The organism is Streptomyces sp. NPDC088810 (assembly GCF_044750305.1).
Classification (GTDB): domain Bacteria; phylum Actinomycetota; class Actinomycetes; order Streptomycetales; family Streptomycetaceae; genus Streptomyces.
This window is the reverse complement of the sequence record NZ_JBIVJQ010000007.1, coordinates 1-18,106: the sequence shown is the minus strand read 5'-3', so window position 1 is coordinate 18,106 and position 18,106 is coordinate 1. Positions and strand designations below refer to the sequence as shown.

At 72.0% G+C, this 18,106-nt stretch carries 12 protein-coding genes; 9 read left to right on the top strand and 3 right to left on the bottom strand.

Translation table 11 applies throughout. The annotated features are described in order from the left end of the window. Positions 1-8: 8 nt before the first annotated feature. Positions 9-761, bottom strand: a complete 753-nt coding sequence (locus ACIP4Y_RS22370) for a DUF4142 domain-containing protein (protein WP_358636065.1) — start codon at positions 759-761, stop codon at positions 9-11. 223 nt (positions 762-984) lie between these two features. Here ACIP4Y_RS22370 and ACIP4Y_RS22365 point away from each other — a divergent pair, with 223 nt between their 5' ends. From ACIP4Y_RS22365 to ACIP4Y_RS22355, 3 genes are all read left to right on the top strand, one after another. After that, complete coding sequence (locus ACIP4Y_RS22365; RefSeq protein WP_401396209.1) at positions 985-1,671, top strand: DUF6445 family protein; 687 nt, start codon at positions 985-987, stop codon at positions 1,669-1,671. A 63-nt stretch (positions 1,672-1,734) separates the two neighbouring features. Further along, positions 1,735-2,400 (top strand): SDR family NAD(P)-dependent oxidoreductase, encoded by a 666-nt coding sequence (locus tag ACIP4Y_RS22360; RefSeq protein ID WP_401396207.1) that lies wholly within the window; start codon positions 1,735-1,737, stop codon positions 2,398-2,400. An 89-nt stretch (positions 2,401-2,489) separates the two neighbouring features. Beyond that, complete coding sequence (locus tag ACIP4Y_RS22355; protein ID WP_401396204.1) at positions 2,490-3,437, top strand: MIP/aquaporin family protein; 948 nt, start codon at positions 2,490-2,492, stop codon at positions 3,435-3,437. A gap of 2 nt (positions 3,438-3,439) precedes the next feature. On the opposite strand, the gene ACIP4Y_RS22350 is transcribed toward ACIP4Y_RS22355, so the two are convergent. Together ACIP4Y_RS22350 and ACIP4Y_RS22345 are read right to left on the bottom strand one after the other, a co-directional pair. Continuing rightward, positions 3,440-4,897, bottom strand: a complete 1,458-nt coding sequence (locus ACIP4Y_RS22350) for a VCBS repeat-containing protein (protein WP_401396201.1) — start codon at positions 4,895-4,897, stop codon at positions 3,440-3,442. Between the two features lie 334 nt (positions 4,898-5,231). After that, a complete protein-coding gene (locus ACIP4Y_RS22345; RefSeq protein WP_358636024.1) occupies positions 5,232-5,435 on the bottom strand; it encodes a hypothetical protein in 204 nt (67 codons plus the stop codon). Positions 5,436-6,087: 652 nt separating this feature from the next. Here ACIP4Y_RS22345 and ACIP4Y_RS22340 point away from each other — a divergent pair. The 6 genes from ACIP4Y_RS22340 to ACIP4Y_RS22315 form a co-directional block, all read left to right on the top strand. Then, entirely contained in the window at positions 6,088-6,666 is a 579-nt protein-coding gene (locus tag ACIP4Y_RS22340; RefSeq protein WP_358636028.1) for a VTT domain-containing protein, read from the top strand. Further along, on the top strand, positions 6,659-7,117 hold the full coding sequence (locus ACIP4Y_RS22335; RefSeq protein WP_401396197.1) for an ArsR/SmtB family transcription factor: 459 nt from the start codon (positions 6,659-6,661) through the stop codon (positions 7,115-7,117). Before ACIP4Y_RS22340 ends, ACIP4Y_RS22335 begins: the two co-directional genes overlap by 8 nt. Beyond that, the gene (locus tag ACIP4Y_RS22330; RefSeq protein WP_030349011.1) at positions 7,114-7,383 is read left to right on the top strand and encodes a hypothetical protein; all 270 of its coding nucleotides are present in this window, start codon (positions 7,114-7,116) and stop codon (positions 7,381-7,383) included. Before ACIP4Y_RS22335 ends, ACIP4Y_RS22330 begins: the two co-directional genes overlap by 4 nt. Positions 7,384-7,499: 116 nt before the next feature. Beyond that, on the top strand, positions 7,500-9,773 hold the full coding sequence (locus ACIP4Y_RS22325) for an MMPL family transporter (protein WP_401396193.1): 2,274 nt from the start codon (positions 7,500-7,502) through the stop codon (positions 9,771-9,773). A 207-nt stretch (positions 9,774-9,980) separates the two neighbouring features. Continuing rightward, on the top strand, positions 9,981-10,199 hold the full coding sequence (locus ACIP4Y_RS22320; RefSeq protein ID WP_030349009.1) for an MbtH family NRPS accessory protein: 219 nt from the start codon (positions 9,981-9,983) through the stop codon (positions 10,197-10,199). Between the two features lie 94 nt (positions 10,200-10,293). Continuing rightward, a partial coding sequence (locus tag ACIP4Y_RS22315) for an amino acid adenylation domain-containing protein (protein WP_401396190.1) occupies positions 10,294-18,106 on the top strand: 7,813 nt, incomplete at its 3' end.

Here is an 18,106-nt window from a genome sequence, read left to right as displayed (position 1 = left end):
GAAAGACCTCAGCCCCCCGTCGGACCCGGGTTCGGGCTCGCCCCCGCAGCCGGGGCGCCGCCGCCGCTGATGAGGCCGCTGATGTCCACCGGGCTGGCGGTGGCGGTCGCCGGCGGGGTGAGCACCACCTCCGGCTGGCCGGGGGGCGGGGCCGGCGGGGTCAGGTCCGAGTTGGGCAGCTTCGGCGGGGTGGTCTGCTGGAAGAGGGTCTGGTCGAAGTCGACCAGGCCCGTCTTCTCCATCACGGTCATGTGGTCCAGCACCGTGTCGTTGGCCTGGTCGGCGAGGGCCCGGATCAGCGAGTTCTTGGTGGTGGAACGGATCTTCGCGATCCCGTTGAAGATCGAGCCGTGCGTCATCCGCAGGATGTTGGCGAAGTCGGTGTCGAACTGCTTGCCGGTCTCCGACTTCAGCGTGTTCACGAAGCCCTCCTGCTGCGGGCTCGCCACGTTGGGCAGCGTGATGTTCAGCATCGGTGCGATCTTGCGGCAGGTGGTGTCCAGCGCCGCGTGCCCGTCGATCAGGTGCTGGCTGGCCGTGATCACCGCCTTGGAGCTGCCCTTCTGCAGCCCGATCTGGCCCACCGGGTACTCCCACAGGCCTGCCGCCCGCACCTTCACCACGAAGTCCCGGTCCTGCTCGGTGAGCGGTCCCCACTGGGTGTTGGCGATGACGCGGTCCTGCGCGCTGGAGACCTTGTCCAGACCGAGCATGCCCGGGTAGGCGAGGGCGGCGAGGGTCAGGGCCATCGCACCGCCCACGAAGAGCGTTCCCGTCGTGTTCCGCGAAAAGCGCACCGTTCCTCCTGCCTGGGGATCCCGCCATGACTCGGACGCACAGCAGTACGGACGCGGAGGTGATTTTTCTCAGCGGTGCCGGGTAAAGGATCGCCCCGGCCCGTTGGCCAAACGTTGGCCGCTCCTGGACGGAAGGTTGACCTCTCCTCGGGAGAAGGCAGACCGGGCGCGCCCCTAGATTCGCCGCATGCCCCCACAGCCACCGCCCCGCACTCCGGCCGCGCTGCCCGTCCTGCCCTACCGCAAGCCCACCAAGGGCCGCGACTACTGGGTGCTGGACGACGTCCTGCCCGGCATCGACGCGGTACGGCAGCGGTGCCTGGACAAGGACGACTGGGTGCAGGGGTATCCGTACACCTCCGAGACCTGGCCCGGGCTGCGGGCCATGCCCGGCCTCGAACCCGGTGAACTCGCCCGCATCGAGCGGCTGGTGAAGAAGGCGACCGGGGCGAAGGAGCTGTGGGTGCAGCAGGCGCCCGGCGGCGGCACCCTCAACCACAACTGCGTGCAGGTGGTCGGCGAGGGCGAGAGCGAGCCCCGCCCGCACACCGACTCCCGCGCCCTGTGCCGGTACGCGGCCGTGCTCTACCTCAACCCGGACGTGCCCAAGGACTGCGGCACCAGTTTCCACCGCCAGTCCCTGCCCGGCGGCCGGCTCGGCGGCAACGTCGTCCAGGCCCCGCACACCAACCTCGTCGAGGCCCTCGGCACCCGCTATGTCACCCCGGACGCCTTCGAGGAGGACGTCCGCGTCCCGCACAAGTACAACCGCCTGCTCCTCTACCACGCCAACCTGGTGCACAGCGCCACCGGTTACTTCGTCCGCACGCTGGAGGAGAAGCGCATGACGGCGGTGTTCTTCTGGATGGCCTGACCGGTACCGCCGCGCCGGCGCGGCCGGTGTGAGGCGGTGGCCCGTGCGGTACGGATGCCGGGTATGAGCAGTGTCGCCATCGTGGGAGCCGGGCCGGGGCTCGGGGCCGCCGTCGCGCGGCGCTTCGGGCGCGAGGGGTTCGGGGTCGGACTGGTCGCCCGGGACCGGGGCCGGCTGGACGTGATCGTCGAAGGGCTCGCGGCCGAGGGGATCACCGCGCGCGGCTTCCCCGCCGACGTGCGCCGGCCGGAGGAGCTGGCCGCGGCGCTGGACCGGCTCGCCGACGCCCTCGGGACCGTCGAGGTGCTCCAGTACAGCCCGGTGCCGCACCGCGACTTCATGCGGCCCGTGCTGGACACGGGGCACCGGGACCTGGTGGGGCCGATCGAGTTCTCCGTGTACGGGCCGGTGGCCGCCGTGCAGCAGGTGCTGCCGGGAATGCGGCGGCTCGGACGCGGCACGATCCTGTTCGTCAACGGCGGCAGCGCGGCCGTACCCCACCCCGAGCGGGCCGGCACCTCGATCGCCTTCGCCGCGGAAAGCGCCTACGGCCACCTGCTGCACGACCGGCTGGCCGGGGAGGGCATCCACGTCGCCCAGCTGGTGATCCCTGGGGCCATCTCCGCGGGGCACGCCCGCAAGGACCCGGACGTGCTCGCGCAGACCCTCTGGACGCTGCACCGGGAACGGCACGGGTTCCGCCACTACGCCGACGACCTCGACAGCTGACCTGCGCGGGGGCCGTCACCCTGCGGGGAGTGCCTTTGTGAGCCAATATGGTGATATTGGCCGCAACGCTCTCTTCAAAGGGGGCCTCCATGGCTGTGGAAATCCCTCCGCTCGTCAAGCCGTCCCGCCTCAGGAGCAGGGGCGGGCTGCTGGGCGAGTGTCTGGCGGAGTTCCTCGGAACCTTCGTCCTCATCTCCTTCGGCTGCGGTGTGGTCGCGATGGCGGTCGCCGCACTGCCCGGCTCCGGCCGGGCCGCCACCCCCACCACGATCTTCCTCGCCGCCGGCGACTGGCTGCTCATCACCTGGGGCTGGGCGCTGGCCGTCGTCTTCGGTGTCTACGTGGCCGGCGGGGTCAGTGGCGCCCACCTCAACCCGGCGGTCACCCTGGCGATGGCCATCCGCCGCGGATTCCCGTGGCCCAAGGTCCTGCCGTACTGGTTCGCGCAGGTCGTCGGCGCCCTGACCGGGGCGGCCCTGGTCTACCTCGTCTACCACAACGCGATCAACGCCTACGACGGCGCGGCGGCGGGGCCGAAAGTGAACGGGCACACGAATGCCACGTTCTCCATCTTCGCGACCTTCCCGGCCCCGTACTTCCACGGTGGCATCTGGGGCCCGCTGATCGACCAGATCGTCGGCACGGCCTTCCTGCTCATGCTGATCGCCGCCATCATCGACCTGCGCAACCAGGCCGTGAAGGCCAACCTGGGGCCGCTGGTCGTGGGCTTCGTCGTCGCCGCCATCGGCATGTCCTACGGCGCCAACGCGGGCTACGCCATCAACCCGGCCCGGGACTTCGGACCACGCCTGTTCACCTACGCGGCGGGCTGGGACGGCCTGGCCTTCCCGGGGAGCGTGGCCGGCTCGTACAGCGGCTACTGGTGGATCCCGATCGTCGGGCCGTTGATCGGCGGTGCCATCGGGATCCTGATCTACGACCTCTTCATCGGAGACGTCCTGCTGGTGCGGGCCGAGATGGACGAACTGCCCGAGCCCGGCCGCTCGACCCCGGTACGCACCAGCGACGAGGAGTAGGCCTAGCCCGCCAGGTCGTACCCGAAGGCCGTGTACGTCCTCGCGGGCAGGCCCGCCTTCGCGGGACCGAAGGTGGTGGACGCCGTGGTGGAGTAGAGCGTGCCGGTGGCGCCGGGCAGGTGCCAGACGGCGCCCTCGGGATCGTTCTCGCCGTCGGCGACGGCCGTCAGGTCGGCGCGGCCGTCGCGGCCCACGTCCGAGGCGAGCAGGGCGTACCCGAAGCCGTCGCCGGCCTCCGCGGCGCCCGGTACGCCGGGGCTGTCCTGGGTCAGGAACACCGCGCGCGTCGTGGTGAGGCCGGAGGACGAGCCGCGCAGCAGGGTGATCGCGCCGGCGGATCCCAGGAAGCGGGCGTCGTCACCGAAGCTCTCGCCGGGTGCGCCGACCGCGAGGTCCCCGTAGCCGTCCTTGTCGAAGTCGCCGATCGCCAGCGCCTCGCCGAAGTCGTCCCCTGCCTCGGCGGAGTCGGGCACCCCGGCCGTGTTCTGGGTGAGCAGGACGCGGCGGGTGGCGCTCGGGCCGGACGAGGTGCCGTAGACGATGTGGATCTTGCCGCCGGTGGAGCCGGACGGATCACGGTCGGCGTCCAGCGGGTTGCCGAGGACGATGTCGCCGTAGCCGTCCTTGTTCAGGTCGCCGATCGCGGCCGTCTGCGCGGTGCGCAGGCTCGCCGCCTTGCCGATGCCGTCGGGGGTGCCGTTGTAGTAGACGGCGGTGGCGAGCCGGTCGCCGTCCGGCTTCCGGCCGGTGACCACCAGATCGGCCCTGGCGTCGCCGCCGACCCGGCCCGCGGTGAGCTGCGGCTGGTCGACGCCCGGGGTGTAGGAGGAGACCTTGCCCGTGGTGCCGGACGTGCCGAACGGGCCGCGGATCAGCCGGATCCGCCAGCTGGAGGTGCCCGAGTCGCTCTGCGCGGAGATCGCCAGGTCGGGTTTGCCGTCGCCGGTGAAGTCCGCCGCCGCGATACTCAGGCCGAAGTAACTGCCGTAGAGCGTCTGCGGGTTCTTCACCGTCGTACCGCCCGACAGGCCGCTCTTCGAGCCCCAGACGATGACGACCGTCCCCGCGTCCTCGGCGCTGCCCGCCTTCTCGCGCGGGGCGCCGACGACCAGGTCGCTGTAGCCGTCGCGGTTCAGGTCGGCGGTGGCGAGCCGGTCGCCGAAGTGGTCGCCCTTCTCCGCGCTGCCGGGGACACCGGCGGTGTTCTGGCTGATCACCTGGCGCCTGGCGGGATTCGGTCCGCTCGCCGTGCCGTAGACCACGGAGACCTGGCCCGCCTCGGCCTTGCCGCCGGCCGCGGCGAACGGGGCCGCCACGGCCACGTCCCGGTAGCCGTCGCCGTCGAAGTCGCCGGACAGGCCGGAGGGGGCCGCGGCGGCGGGGCCGGACAGGACCGGCGCGGTCAGGCCCGCGAGGAACAGGGCGGCGAGCGCGGTACCGCCGCGCAGGGGGTGCTTCACGTCCGGGTCTCCCGTGGAACGGTCGGTGGGGTGGCGAAGAGGAGACCGGCGGCGGCCCGCAGAGGTTGTAGGTGAACGCGGTTGACTTCCGGGCACGGCGGAGCCGGAGGGCAAGGGCCGCCGCCCTGTATCAGCCCTTGTGCGCTCGTCCAACGCCCGTACCCGGTACAGGCGTTGTTGCCACTCCTAGGATCCCAGCTCCTCCACCAGCTCCCGCTCCCGGCGCCCGAACTCGTGGAACAGCTCCCCGTGCGCCGCCAGGACCCGTACGTCACCGTCGTCCGGGCCGCTCACGGCGGCCGGCACCCAGCCGCGTTCCTGTGGTCGTTGCCGTTCAGCGGCAGACCCAATAGCCCTGGTGCCAGTGGTGGTACCTGTCGTACCAGCCGCTGTGCCACCAGCAGCCCTCGGGAACCGAGACGGTCGTCGTGGTGGGGGATGCTGCGGCCGTGCCCGCCACTCCGATTGTGGTGCCGCCGACCAGCAGGAAGCCGGCCGCGGCGCAGACGAAGGCGCGCTTGGCGCGATGTGCTCGCATGGCTCTGCTCTTTCTTCCTCGTTTTCGCGCTGTCCCAGCACGAAAGGGATGGCCGCAGCCTCACGCCGAAGAGGTCCGGCGAAGGCTGGATTGGCGCCGCTCGAAGAGGGATGCGGCGCTGGCGTCGAGGTCGCTTCGTGACAGCGGGGGATGCACGTCGCCCGGCAGCAGGCCCACCGGTGTGGGAGCCCGTTGCGGGACGTGTCCTGAAGCGCAACCTCGTCCTGTTTAAAGGGTAGTTGCCTATCCGCTGACAGGCACCTCGAGCCCGCAGCGCGAGCGCGACGCGGCGTTGAAGAGGCGTGAAACTGATTTCTGCGTCTCGGGGAGACCGAGGAGAGCACCTGCGACGCTCCGTCGTCCGTGTCGAGATCCTCTGCGGCCCCGAGCGGGACCGTGCCCGGCGGGTGTACGACGTCGCCGACCGCCCCCGTCTCCCGGACTCCGCAGCACACCGCCGGGCCGGTCCGGGTGGTTCCGGGGGTGTGGCTGAGGGATGTCTGAGGGTCTCGGGGTCGAACCCCTAGGGGGCGGCCCGTAGATCCCCCTGGGGTGGGTCCTTCCGCGTTGTCCCGCGTCAGCGGACGTGCAAGTCTCCGTAAGCAGGTGATGACGCGGAGAGGCACGCGACAACCGAGGGGAGCTGATCGGTGTGGACGGTACGCACTGGATGTACGTGCTGCTCGTGCTCGTGACGATGCCGCCCATGATCCCGAACTCGGCTCTGGTGGCCGGCGCGGGCGCCCTCGCCGCGGCCGGCAGCCTGAACCTGCCGCTCCTGATCGTGATCTTATTGGCGAGCACCGTCCTGGGTGACATGAGCATGTTCTGGACGGGGTGTCTCGCCCGGGGCCGTGCGCTGCGCTGGATGTCCCGCCGGCAGAAGCGGCGTTCGATGCTGGACTGGGCCGCCGAGCGGTTCCGGCGCTACGGCGTGCCCTCGGTGATCGCGATGCGTTTCGTCCCCAGCGGCCGCGGCCTCGGCGGGGTCACGGCCGGGATCGTGAACTTCCCGCTGCGCAGCTACCTCCTCGGCGCCCTGCTCGCCGAGGCCGTCTTCGTGTTCTGCACCCTGGGCCTCGGGTACCTGGGCGGACGGCTCGTCGACAACAGCGTGATGGTGGTGTGCATGGGGCCCGCCGTCTCCGTCCTCACCGCGAGCACCGTCATGGGCGCCCGCTGGGCAGCGACGCGGTGGAGCCCCCGTCGTAGCGGTGACCGCGGTGACTGACCTGACGCGGCCGACAGCCGACATGAACGGTCCCGGCCCCACGGGTCCCCACTCCACCGGCCCCGACCCCGCCGGCCCCGGATCCACCGATCCCGGTACGACCGTGGACGCCATGCCCGCCGACCGACTCGCCCGCGTGCTCGGAACCCTGGCGAACCCGCACCGTCTGGGCGTCGTGGCCGCTCTCGCCCGGCGCCGCAACTACGTCAGCCGGCTGGCCCGCGAACTCGGCATCAGCAGAGCTTTGCTCCAGGCCCACCTCAGACGGCTGGAAGCGGCGGGGCTGGTCATGGGCCAACTGGAGATATCGAGCGACGGGAAAGCGATGAAGTTCTACGAGGTGACCCCCTTCGCGCTCCATCTGACACCGCAGAGCATCGCGGACGCGCTGTCACCCCTCACCACCCACGAACACGTCCCGGAGGACGGCGAGAAGGGAAGCCCGCGATGAGTTACCACGGCTGGCAGGAGGTCGTCGGCACCGTCGGCTTGGTCGGTGCGTTCGCTGCGGTCATCACCATCGTCATCTGGCACATGGCCACGACCTGGCGGGCCCGGGCCATCCTGGCCCGCGACCACCAGTACCGGACGCTCGCGGAGCAGGCCACCCGGTCGCACGACTCCGCGGTACAGCAACTCGCCGGCATCGACGAGCGCCTGGCCGATCTGCAGACCCGGATGCGGTCGGTCGAGCGGATCCTCAAGGAAGTCGAGTGACGGCGTAAAAGAACCCGGGCCGTCGAGCGGCAACTCGGCGGCCCGGTGGAAGAGGCACTGTCTCGCGTCGAACGCGAGTCTCTCACCAGCCCCCCTTCACGGAAGGACCCTAGTTCATGCCGCCCAAGGGCAAGCGGTTAAACCTGCAGAACGGCACGCTGATCGAACGCGTCGCCGGCTGGTCGATCCGGCACCGCGCACTGGCCATCGGGGGATGGCTCGCACTCGTGGTGCTGGCCGTCCTGTCCACCTCCCTGGTGTCCGGCGACAGCGCCGTCACCAAGGACCCCGGCGAATCCGGTGTGGCCCAGCAGGTCCTGAACGAACAGAAGGACTGGGAACCCGTCCTGGAGAACGTCCTCGTCCAGTCGCGCGACAAGGACGGGCCGAAATTCAAGGACGACCCGGAAATGCAGCAGGCGGTCAAGGACCTGGTCGCCGAATTCGAAAAGACGCCCGGCGCGGTCTCCCGGCTGCGCACCCCGTTGAATCCGCCGGGCGAACAGCAGGTTTCGGCCGACGGCCGGTCCGGTCTCGTCACCTTTTTCGTCGCCGGTCCCAACGCGAAAATGGACGCCCATTTCGACGCGGTGGTCGACGCCGTGCACAAGGTGGCCGACCGGCACAAGGACATCCGCGTCGTACAGGCCGGTGACCAGAGCCTTTCCCGAGCCGTCGACGACGCGGTGAAGAAGGACTTCGCCAGCGCCGAGAGCACCTCCCTGCCGATCACCCTCGTCATCCTGCTCATCGTGTTCGGCGCGCTGGTCGCGGCGGCCGTTCCGCTGCTGCTGGCCGCCACCGCCGTGGCCGCCGCCTTCGGACTGATCGGCGTGCTCGGCCAGTGGGTGGCCGTCAACAGCGCGGTCTCCTCGATGATCCTGCTGATCGGGGTCGCCGTCAGCATCGACTACTCGCTGTTCTACCTGCGCCGGGAACGGGAGGAGCGGGCCGCCGGCCGCACGGTCGCCGAGGCGCTGCGCATCACCGCCAAGACCTCCGGGCACGTGGTCGCGGTCTCCGGCATCACCGTCATGCTCTGCGTCAGCGGCCTGCTGCTGAGCGGCCTCGACGTCTTCCGCGGGCTCACCCTCGGCACGGTCCTCATCGTCGGCCTGGCGATGATCGGCTCCGTCACGGTCCTGCCCGCCCTGCTCGCCGCGCTCGGCCACCGGGTGGACAAGGGCCGTATCCCCTGGCTCGGCAAGCGGCGCACCACCGTGCTGGAGTCGCGGACCTGGCGCCGGCTGGCCCAGAAGGTCGTCAAGCGGCCCCTGGTGTGGGGCGGCGCCGCCGTCGTGGCCCTCGTCGTCATGGCGCTGCCGATGTTCTCCATGCACCTGCAGGACGCCGCCGTCGTCAACAGCCTGCCGCGCAGCGCGCCGACCGTGGACGCGGCGATCCGGATGCAGGACGCCTTCCCCGGGTCGCCCACCCCGGCCCGGATCACGGTGTGGAACACCGACGGCGGCTCGCCGGACACGCCTGCCGTGCGCGCCGCCGTCGGCAAGCTGCACGACGAGATCGCCGCGAGCGACGGCCGGCTCTTCGGCCCGGTCTCCACGGTCCGCGTCGACGACGTCCTGGTGGTCCGGGTGCCGCTGGCCGGCTCCGGCACCGACGGGGACTCCAACCGGGCGCTGGAGACCCTGCGTGACACCGCCCTGCCCCGCACGCTCGGCAAGGTGGACGGCGTCGAGTACGCCACCGCGGGACGGACGGCGTTCGCGCACGACTTCGCCGACCAGCTGAGCGGCCGCACCTTCGCCGTGATCGCCTTCGTGCTCGTGCTGGCGTTCGTCCTGCTGCTCCTGGTGTTCCGCTCCGTGACCATCCCGCTGGTCTCCATCGCCCTCAACCTGCTGTCGATGGGCGCCTCGTACGGCGTGCTGACCTGGGTCTTCCAGTACGGGAACCTCAGCTCGCCGCTCGGCTTCACCTCGTACGGCGGCGTCGCGGAATGGCTGCCGCTGTTCATGTTCGTGGTGCTGTTCGGGCTCAGCATGGACTACCACATCTTCATCCTGAGCCGGATCAGGGAACGCCGGCAGGCCGGCGCCGAGCCACGGGACGCGGTCGTCGGCGGTGTCGCCGCCAGCGCCGGCGTGGTGACCAGCGCGGCGGTCATCATGACCGCGGTGTTCACGATCTTCATCACCCTGTCCGCGATCGAGAACAAGATGATGGGCGTCGGCATGGCCGTGGCCATCCTCATCGACGCCACCCTCGTGCGCGGCATCCTGCTGCCGGCGGCCCTGGCCCTGCTGGGCAAGCGCGCCTGGGAACTGCCGCGCGGTCTGCGCCGCCTGCCGGGCGGCACGTCCCGGTCCGCGCCCGCCGGTCCCGCCGGCACCGCGAGCCGCCCCACCGAGGGCGTGCGGCGCACCTGAACCAGCCCCCGTCCCCCCGCTCCGGCCGGAGCCCGGTCCTCCCGGGCTCCGGCCGGAGCCATTTCCCGGCACCCCGCGGACGGCGCCGGCGCTTCCGGCAAGCACGCCGATAGCGCCGATATAGACGGAGTATCGGGCCCTGCAGAAGAGTGCTGTCGCGCATGACCCCGGAATTCTGAACGCACCACTTCCAGCGGAGGAATCGCGATGGCGGACGAGCGGGACGACGAACAGGTCTATTACGTCGTGGTCAACGACGAGGAGCAGTACTCGATCTGGTGGGCGGACCGCGAACTGCCCGCCGGATGGCGTGCCGAGGGAAAGCAGGGAAAGCGCTCGGAATGCCTGGAGTACATCGGCGAGGTGTGGACCGACATGCGGCCGCTCAGTCTGCGCCGCCGTATGGAGCAGGAAGCCGCGCACTGACGCACGCGGCAGCGTAATTCGGCACGACCACCGATTCCGGCCGGACCGGGATCGGTTCTTCGGTGAGCGGCAGCAGCAGGAGGACGGGATACGGATGAGCGGCGGACCCCACCAGCGGAACTCTGATGTCGACGCCCTTCAGGAGAGGCTTCTGCGAGCCCGGCTCGGCGGCCGTTCCCGGGCCCGCCGCTCCACCATCGCCCCCGCCGACCGCTCCGGCCCGCTGCCGCTGTCGTTCGGCCAGCAGCAGATGTGGTTCCTCAACCGGCTGGAACCGGGCAGCCCAGAGTACCTGGTGCCGCTCGCCTTCCGGCTGCGCGGCGGCCTCGACCCGGACGCGCTGGCGCGCGCGTGGAACGCGCTGCTCGCCCGGCACGAGGTGCTGCGCACCCGCTACACCCTGAGCGACGGCGACCCCGTCCAGGTCATCGACGAGCCGCGGGACGTCGCGCTGCCCCTCCAGGAGGCACCCGGCACCTCGCCCGCGGAACGCGAGCGCGCCGCCGCCGAGTCCGCGCGGGCCGCGGCCGTCACCCCGTTCGACCTGGAGCAGGACTGGCCGGTGCGGGCGGGACTGATCCGGCTCGCCGCCGACGACCACATCCTGTACGTCGTCTTCCACCACATCGCCTTCGACGCCTGGTCCACCAGCGTCCTCGGCTCCGAACTCGCCGTCCTCTACGGCGCGTTCACCGAAGGGCGCGACCCCGAGCTGCCGGAACTGCCCGTGCAGTACGCCGACTTCGCCGCCTGGCAGCGCGCCGGTGAGGCCGCCGGCGAGCTGGACGCCCACCTGGACCACTGGCGCACGGCGCTAGCCGACCTGGCCCCCACCGATCTGCCGGCCGACCACCCGAGGCCGCCGTACCGCAGCCATGACGGCGCCGACGTGGCCTTCACCCTGCCCGAGGGGCTGTCCGCCGAGGTCCGCGAGCTGGCCCTGCGGCACGACGCGACCCCGTTCGCCGTCCTCCTGGCCGCCTTCCAGGCCTTCGTCGCCCGCTACACCGGGCTGCGCGACATCCCCGTCGGCACCGTGGTCTCCGGCCGCACCCGCCCCGAACTGCAGCAGCTGATCGGCTACGGCATCAACAACCTGGTGATGCGCGGCCGCTGGGACGGCGATCCCAGCTTCTCGCAGCTCGTCGACGCCGCCCGGGAGAGCCTCGTCGACGCCTACGAGCACCAGGCCGTGCCCTTCGCCCGGCTCGTCGCCGAACTCCAGCCCGAGCGGGACATGTCCCGCACCCCCCTCTACCAGGTGGCCCTCACCTTCCACGAGCGCGGCGGCGGGACGATGGGCCTGCCCGGCCTGGCCGTCGAGCCGTACCCGCTGACCGGCGGCATCGCCAAGTGCGACCTCGAACTCCAGGTGAACCAGGGCCCCGACGGCACTCTGAGCGGCCAGTTCGTCTACGCCACCGCCCTGTTCGCGCCCGACACCGTCGAGCGCATGACCCGCCACTTCGTCCGCCTGCTCCAGCAGGCCGTCGAGGACGAGTCGACACCGTTGTCCCGCATCGACCTCCTCGGCGAGGACGAGCGGGCCTTCCTCGTTTCCGGCCCGCACAACGCCGCCGCCTCTGCCCGCCCGGTGACCCACACCCTGCACGCCCTGTTCGAGGAGCAGGTGGCGCGGACGCCGGATGCGGTGGCGGTGGTCGCGGGCGGGGTGTCGCTGTCGTACCGGGAGGTGGACGAGCGGGCGAACCGGCTGGCGTGGCATCTGCGGTCGTTGGGTGTGGGGGCGGAGTCGCTGGTCGGGGTGTGCCTGGAGCGGGGCCCCGACCTCGTGCCGGCGCTCGTCGGCGTGCTCAAGGCGGGCGCCGCCTACGTTCCGCTCGACAGTGCCCACCCGGTCGAGCGGCTGCGCTACGCGCTGTCCGACGCGGGCGTACGCATCGTCGTCACCGCCGGCGCCGAGGCGGACCTCCTCGACGGGTTCGAGGGCGAGCTGGTGGTCCTGGACGAGCTGGAGTCCGAGCGGGTCGAGGCGCCGCCTGCGGTGTCGGGGCCGGACAACGCCGTGTACGTCATCTACACCTCGGGGTCGACGGGCCGGCCCAAGGGTGTCGTGCTCAGCCACGCCAACGTGGTGCGGCTGCTGGAGACGGCTCAGGAGCACTACGCCTTCGACGCCTCTGATGTGTGGTCGATGTTCCACTCCTACGCCTTCGACGTGTCGGTGTTCGAGATGTGGGGTGCTCTCGCGCACGGCGGGACGCTGGTCGTCGTGCCGCGTGAGGTGACGCGGTCGCCGGAGGAGTTCCTGGACCTGCTGGTGGAGCAGCGGGTGACGGTGCTCAGCCAGACGCCGTCGGCGTTCCGCTCTCTGGTCTCGGCCGCCGCCGCCGGTGACGAGCGGGTCGGCCGGCTGTCCCTGCGTTCGGTGATCTTCGCCGGTGAGAAGCTGGAGGTCGGCGAGCTGCGGCCCTGGGTACAGCGGCTCGGCCTTGACCGGCCGGCGCTGGTGAACATGTACGGCATCACCGAGACGACCGTCCACACCACCTACTACCGGGTGGTCGAGGCCGATCTGGAGAGCGGCGCGGGCAACCCGGTCGGGCGTCCGCTGAGCGATCTCACCGTTCATCTGCTGGACCGGCAGGGCCGGTTGGTGCCGATCGGTGTGCCCGGTGAGATCCACGTCGGGGGTCCCGGTGTGGCCCGCGGTTATCTGAACCGGCCGGAGCTGACCGCCGAGCGGTTCGTGCCCGACCCGTTCGGTCCGCCCGGCGCGCGGCTCTACCGCTCCGGGGACCTCGCCCGGCGGCGGCCCGACGGCAGCCTGGAGTTCCTGGGCCGGGCCGACGACCAGGTCAAGATCCGCGGCTACCGGATCGAACTCGGCGAGATCGAATCCGTACTGGCCGAGCACCCCGGTATCCGTGAGGCCGTCGCCGTCGTCCGGGACGAGCAGCTCGTCGCCTACCTCGTCCCGGCGGAGGACGGCGCGCCCGACGCCGCCGAACTGCGGACCTTCCTCTCCCGGGACCTGCCCGACTACATGGTGCCGGCGGCGTTCGTCACGCTGGAGCGGCTGCCGCTGACCGCCAACGGCAAGCTCGACCGGCGTGCCCTGCCCGCCCCGGACCGCACCGCCTACGCGGCCTCCCGCTACGTCGCCCCGCGCACGCCCGTCGAGGAACGCGTCGCCGCCGTCTGGGCCGAGGCCCTGGAGGTCGAGCGGGTCGGTGTGCACGACGGGTTCTTCGACCTGGGCGGCGACTCGATCCGCGCGGTCTCCCTCGTCGGCGCCCTGCGCGAACAGGGCTTCGACCTCACCGTGCGGGACGTCTTCGACCGTCGTACCGTCGCCGAACTGGGCGAACTCCTCACCGGCCGGGCCACGCTGGAGGCCGACGACCTGGCACTCGTCGCGCCGTTCGCGCTGATCTCCGACGAGGACCGGGCGCGGCTGCCCGAGGGGATCGTCGACGCCTATCCGCTGTCGCAGATCCAGACCGGCATGGTCATCGAGATGCTCGCGGACGAGGAGAAGAACCACTACCACAACTGCAGCTGCTTCCGGATCCTGGACGAGCGGCCCTTCGACCCGGCCGCCTTCCACCGGGCCGCCGGCGAGGTCGCCGCCCGCCACGACATGCTGCGCACCTCGCTGCACCTGACGGGCTACTCCGTACCGCTGCAGATGGTGCACGAACGGGCCGAGGTGACCGTCGGCGTGCGCGACCTGCGCGAGCTGGCCCCCGACGCGCTGCAGGAGTCGCTGGCGGAGTTCGTCCGGCAGCAGCGGTCGCACGCCTTCGACCTCGAAGTGCCGGGGTTGATGCGGTTCCACGCCCATGTCGCCGACGGCCACTGGTGGATCTCCGTCACCGAATGCCACCCGATCATGGAGGGCTGGAGCTACCACTCGCTCCTGATGGAGCTGCTCACCTGCTACCACCGGTTCCGCGACGGCGTGGAGCCCGAGCCGTACGACCGGCCGGCCGTGCGCTTCGCCGACTCCATCGCCGGTGAGCTGGCCTCCCTCGCCGGCACCGAGGACCGGACGTACTGGAGCGGGGTGGTCGCCGACTACGAGAAGTTCACCCTGCCCACCGCCTGGGCCGGCGCCCCGGACGCACCGCGCGGCAAGTACCACGTCCGCGTGCTGTGGGACGACCTGGAGCCGCGGCTGCGCGCCCTGGCCGCCGAGGCGCAGGCCTCGCTGAAGAGCGTGATGATCGCCGCGTACGGCAAGGTGCTCAGCCAGCTCACCGACGCCCCCCGGTTCCACGCCGGTCTGGTCTACGACGTACGGCCCGAGGTGACCGGAGCCGACCGCGTCTACGGCATGTACCTCAACACCCTCCCCCTGGCCTTCGACCGGATACCCGGCACCTGGCTGGACCTCGTCCGCGGGGTCTTCGCGCGCGAGGTGGAGAGCTGGGCACACCGCCGCTACCCGCTGCCCGCCGTGCAGCGCGACACCGGGGCCGGCGGCCGGCTCATCGACGTCTTCTTCAACTACCAGGACTTCCGGCAGGTCGACGCGGGCCTGGTGGACGACGCCGTCGGCATCGACGACAGCCCCACCGAGTTCCCGCTGACCATCTCGTCACGGGTGAAGAGCATCTTCCTGACCGCCGACACCCGGTCCCTGGCCCCGGAGCACGCCGACCGGATCGGCGCCATGTTCCGTACGGTCCTGGAAGCGATGGCCGCCGACTTCACCGGCGACGCCCGGCGCCCGCTGCTGCCCGCCGCCGAGCGGGACCGGCTGACCGGTGCCTGGGCCGTCCACCCCGCCGAGCCCGTCACGCACACCGTGCTGGAGCTGTTCGAGGAGCAGGCCCGGCGCACCCCCGACGCCGTCGCGGTCGTCGACGGCGGCACCCGGCTGAGCTACGCGGAGCTGGACACCCGCGCCAACCGGCTCGCCCACCACCTGGCCGCGCTCGGGGTGACGGCGGAGTCCGTGGTCGGGGTGCTCCTCGACCGCGGCGCCGACCTCGTCACCGCCCTGCTCGCCGTCTGGAAGGCGGGCGGCGCCTACGTGCCGATGGACCCGTCGTTCCCGGCCGACCGGGTGGGCGGCATCCTCGCCGACGCGGGCGCCGGCGTGCTGCTCACGCAGTCCGCCTACGCGGACCGGACAGCCGCCGGGGCCCCGGTCACGGCCGTCCTGCTGGACCGGGAGCGGGCCGCGGTGGCCGCCCGGCCCGGCCGCGCCCCCGAGCGGACCGACGACCCGGCCCGGCTCGCCTACGTCATCTACACCTCCGGCTCCACCGGCCGGCCCAAGGGCGTGCTCGTCCCGCACGGCGGTCTCGCGGGCCACGTCCGCTGGGCCCGTGACGAACTCACCGGCGCCGGCGGCGGCGCCCCGCTGTTCTCCTCCGTCGCCTTCGACCTGGTCGTGCCCAACCTGTGGGCGCCGCTCGTCGCCGGCCAGGCGGTGCACACGTTCCCGCAGGACCTCGACCTCGGGCAGCTCGGTGAGGCCCTGGCCGCACAGGCCCCGTACGCCTTCGTGAAGCTCACCCCCGCCCACCTGGAGGTGCTCACCCACCAGCTGGACGCGGAGCAGGCGGCACGGCTGGCGCCGCTGCTCGTCGTGGCCGGCGAGGCCCTGCGCCGCCCCGTCGTGGCGGCCTGGCACGCCCTCGCCCCCGCCACCCGGCTGGTCAACGAATACGGCCCCACGGAGACGTCCGTCGGCACCTGCACCTGGGACGTGCCCGGGCCGCAGGGCGCCGGCACCCTGCCGGAGATCATGCCGATCGGCGGCCCGCTGCCCGGCGTCACCATGTACGTCCTCGACGACCGCCTCCAGCCGGTCCCGACCGGTGTCCCCGGCGAGCTGTACATCGGCGGGGCGGGCGTGGCCCGCGGCTACCTCGGCCGGCCGGAGCTGACCGCCGAGAAGTTCGTACCCGACCCGTTCGGCCCGCCCGGCGCCCGCCTGTACCGCAGCGGTGACCGGGTGCGGATGCTCGCCGACGGCAGCGTCGACTTCCTCGGCCGCGGCGACGGCCAGGTCAAGATCCGCGGCTACCGCATCGAACTCGGCGAGATCGAGACCGCGCTCGCCGAGCAGCCCGGCATCGCCGACGCCCGCGTGGTGCTGCGCGAGGACCACCCCGGCGAACAGCGGCTCGTGGCCTACCTGGTCGCCGCCGACGCCAGCGCCGACACCGCCGTGGCCCCGGCGCGGCTGCACGAGCGGCTCGCCCGCACCCTGCCCGAGTACATGCTGCCGACGGCGTTCGTGGCCCTGCCGGCCATCCCGCTGACCGCCAACGGCAAGCTCGACCGCGCGGCCCTGCCCACACCCGGCAGCGAGGCGTACACCACCGACGAGCACACCGCGCCGCGCACCCCGCTGGAGGAGCGGCTCGCCGCGGTGTGGAGCGAGGTGCTGGGCGCCGAACGGGTGGGCGTGCACGACAGCTTCTTCGAGCTGGGCGGTGACTCGATCCGGGCCGTCGCCCTGATCGGCGCCCTGCGCGCCACCGGCCTCGCCGTGTCCGTCCGGGACGTCTTCGCCCACCGCACGGTGGCCGGCCTGGCCGGCGCGCTGTCCGGACGCACCGAGCAGGCCGCCGACACCCCCGCCGGCGTCGCGCCGTTCGCGCTGATCGGCGACGAGGACCGGCGGAAGCTGCCCGCGGACGTGGCCGACGCCTACCCGCTGTCGCTGGTGCAGACCGGCATGCTCGTGGAGACCCTCGCCGACAGCGAGCAGCGCAACTACCACAACGTGAACGTCTACCGCGTCCACGACGACCGCCCCTTCGACGAGGCCGCCTTCCGCACGGCCGTCGCGATCCTGGTCGCCCGCCACGACGCCCTGCGCACGACGGTCGCGCTGACCGGCTACTCGCGCCCCCTGCAACTGGTGCACGCCGACGCCGACGTGCCCGTCGCGCTGCGCGACCTGAGCGCGCTCCCGGCCGACGAACAACGGCAGAGCATGCTGGCGTTCGTCGCCGAGGAACGCGGCCGGCTGTTCGACTTCGCCGGCGACGAGCCGCTGCTGCGGGTGTACGCGCACCTGCTCGGCGAGGACGGCTGGCTGTGCACCTTCACGCAGAGCCACGCCGTGATGGACGGCTGGAGCAATCAGCTCTTCCTGGTCGACCTGGTCCGCCTGTACCAGAGCCTGCGCGACGGCGTGGAGCCGGAGCCGTACCGGGCGCCGGAGGTGCGCTTCGCCGACGCCATCGCCGCCGAACTGGCCGCGCTGGACTCGCCGGAGGACCGCGCCTACTGGCAGGACCTGGTCACCCGGCACGCCAAGGCCACCCTTCCCGAGGCCTGGCGCGGCGACCCGTCCCGGCCCGCCGAGGTGGTGCGCGCCGGCACCCGGTTCGCCGACCTCGACGCGCCGCTGCGGGAGCTGGCCCGCACCGCGAAGACGTCCGTGAAGAGCGTGCTGGTCGCCGCGTTCATGAAGGTGATGGGCCAGCTCACCGACGAACCCGCCTACCACGCCGGCCTGGTCACCCACTCCCGGCCGGAGGCCGCGGGTGCCGACCGGCTGTACGGCACCTACCTCAACACCCTGCCCTTCCCCGCCGACCGCAGCGCCCGCACCTGGCGGGAACTGGTCGAGCAGGTCTCGGCACGGGAGATCGAGGCCTGGCCGCACCGGCACTTCCCGATGCCGGCCATCCAGCAGGACCGGGGTGCCGGGCGCCTGGTCGACGTCTTCTTCGGCTACCTCGACTTCCACCGGATGGACGACGAGCAGGCCGAGGACGGCTGGGGCTTCAACGACGCCCCCAACGAGTTCGCGCTCACCGTCACCGCCCTCGACGGCGTCCTGAGCCTGCGCTCCACCTCCCACGTCCTCGCCCAGGAGCACGCCGAGCGGCTGGCGGGGATGTTCCGTGCGGTGCTGGAGGCGATGGCGGCGGATCCGGAGGGGGATGCGCGGGCGGTGTACCTGCCCGCGG

Bases quoted from the DNA above. Each gene is read 5' to 3' on its own strand.
- ACIP4Y_RS22365 (WP_401396209.1), top strand. From the start codon at position 985: ATGCCCCCACAGCCACCGCCCCGCACTCCGGCCGCGCTGCCCGTCCTG.
- ACIP4Y_RS22360 (WP_401396207.1), top strand. From the start codon at position 1,735: ATGAGCAGTGTCGCCATCGTGGGAGCCGGGCCGGGGCTCGGGGCCGCC.
- ACIP4Y_RS22355 (WP_401396204.1), top strand. From the start codon at position 2,490: ATGGCTGTGGAAATCCCTCCGCTCGTCAAGCCGTCCCGCCTCAGGAGC.
- ACIP4Y_RS22345 (WP_358636024.1), bottom strand. From the start codon at position 5,435: ATGCGAGCACATCGCGCCAAGCGCGCCTTCGTCTGCGCCGCGGCCGGC.
- ACIP4Y_RS22330 (WP_030349011.1), top strand. From the start codon at position 7,114: ATGAGTTACCACGGCTGGCAGGAGGTCGTCGGCACCGTCGGCTTGGTC.
- ACIP4Y_RS22325 (WP_401396193.1), top strand. From the start codon at position 7,500: ATGCCGCCCAAGGGCAAGCGGTTAAACCTGCAGAACGGCACGCTGATC.
- ACIP4Y_RS22320 (WP_030349009.1), top strand. From the start codon at position 9,981: ATGGCGGACGAGCGGGACGACGAACAGGTCTATTACGTCGTGGTCAAC.